This window comes from Anaerococcus groningensis (assembly GCF_046365465.1).
In the GTDB taxonomy this organism is placed as follows: domain Bacteria; phylum Bacillota; class Clostridia; order Tissierellales; family Peptoniphilaceae; genus Anaerococcus; species Anaerococcus groningensis.
On the sequence record NZ_JBGMEG010000026.1, the window covers coordinates 1 to 1,507 of the forward strand.

Sequence of the window (1,507 nt, forward strand, 5' to 3'; positions counted from 1 at the left end):
ATATTTCTAAGGTTTATCCAAACGGTTTCAAGGCCGTTGATAATATAAATTTAGATATAAAAGATAAAGAATTTATAGTTTTAGTTGGCCCGTCAGGATGTGGGAAATCAACTACCCTACGTATGATAGCAGGACTTGAGGAAATCTCTGATGGTAATCTTTATATTGGCGATGATTTGGTAAATTTAGTAGAACCGAAAAATCGTGATATAGCCATGGTTTTCCAATCTTATGCCCTTTATCCACACTTATCAGTAAGGGATAATATTGCTTTTGCTCTAAAGGTAGCAGGGGTTAAAAAACAAGAAAGATATAAAAAGGTAGATGAAGTTGCCAAAATTCTTCAGCTAGAGTCAGTTTTAAACAAAAAACCAGGTACTCTTTCTGGGGGCCAAAGGCAAAGGGTTGCTTTAGGTCGAGCTATGGTGCGAGATCCAAGGGTGTTTTTATTTGATGAACCCTTATCAAACCTCGATGCAAAACTAAGGGTAGCCATGCGTGGAGAAATAGTTAGCCTCCACCAAAACTTAGAAACAACTTTTATATATGTAACCCATGACCAGACCGAGGCTATGACTATGGGGGATAGGATAGCGGTAATGAATGATGGAGTAGTAGAACAGTTTGATACTCCAGGAAATCTTTATCATAACCCTAAAAATCTTTTTGTAGCAGCTTTTATAGGATCACCTCAGATGAATTTTTATGATGGAAAATTAACTCAGGATGATGAAAATATTTATATAAATATTTGGGATAAAAAATTTTCCTTGCCAGAGTCGATAAAAAACAGGATAAACCTAAAAAATCCATCCTTAGATATAGTTTTAGGTATCAGGTCTGAAAATATATATTATAAAAATGTAGAAGATTCTGATAAAGATATATCTGTTGTGGCTAAAAAAGTGGAGCAGTTAGGTAGTGATACCTATGTATATTTTGATGGCCCAAAGACCTATGATGAGTCAGTAGCAAGATTTAACCCGCCCCGCCAGGTGGCTTTTGATGAACAAATCGGTCTAAAGTTTGATTTGGAAAAAATAATTATTTTTGATAAAAAAACTGGGTTAAATATTCTAAAAGCTACTGATGCTACTTACTTTTAGGGGGGTTATTATGAGTAAAAACAAGCAAAAAGATAAGTTACCTTCTAAAGTTTCTGACCTGTCTCTAGGCGGCCGCCTCAAATTTTATCTTAAGAGATACTGGCAATTGTATATTTTTTTACTGCCAGCCTTAATTTATTTTTTAATTTTCCATTATGGGCCAATGTATGGTGTCCAAATTGCCTTTAAAAGGTATATGCCCTCATTAGGGATTATAGGTAGCCCTTGGGTTGGTTTTGACCATTTCAAAAGATTTTTCAATTCTTACTACTTTGGTGATTTGATAAAAAATACTCTTGGTATAAGCATATATGAACTTATCTTAGGTTTTCCAATGCCAATTATCCTAGCCTTAGTATTTAATGAATTAAAAAATGGATTTTTTAAGAAATTTGCTCAAA

1 protein-coding gene and 1 pseudogene are annotated in these 1,507 nt (G+C 34.0%); both read left to right on the forward strand.

The window, feature by feature from the left end:
• Positions 1-2 precede the first annotated feature (2 nt).
• Positions 3-1,106, forward strand: a complete 1,104-nt coding sequence (locus AB9Q04_RS08075) for an ABC transporter ATP-binding protein (protein ID WP_410024825.1) — start codon at positions 3-5, stop codon at positions 1,104-1,106.
• Positions 1,107-1,116: 10 nt separating this feature from the next.
• Positions 1,117-1,507, forward strand: a pseudogene (locus tag AB9Q04_RS08080) (hypothetical protein); the annotation flags it as partial.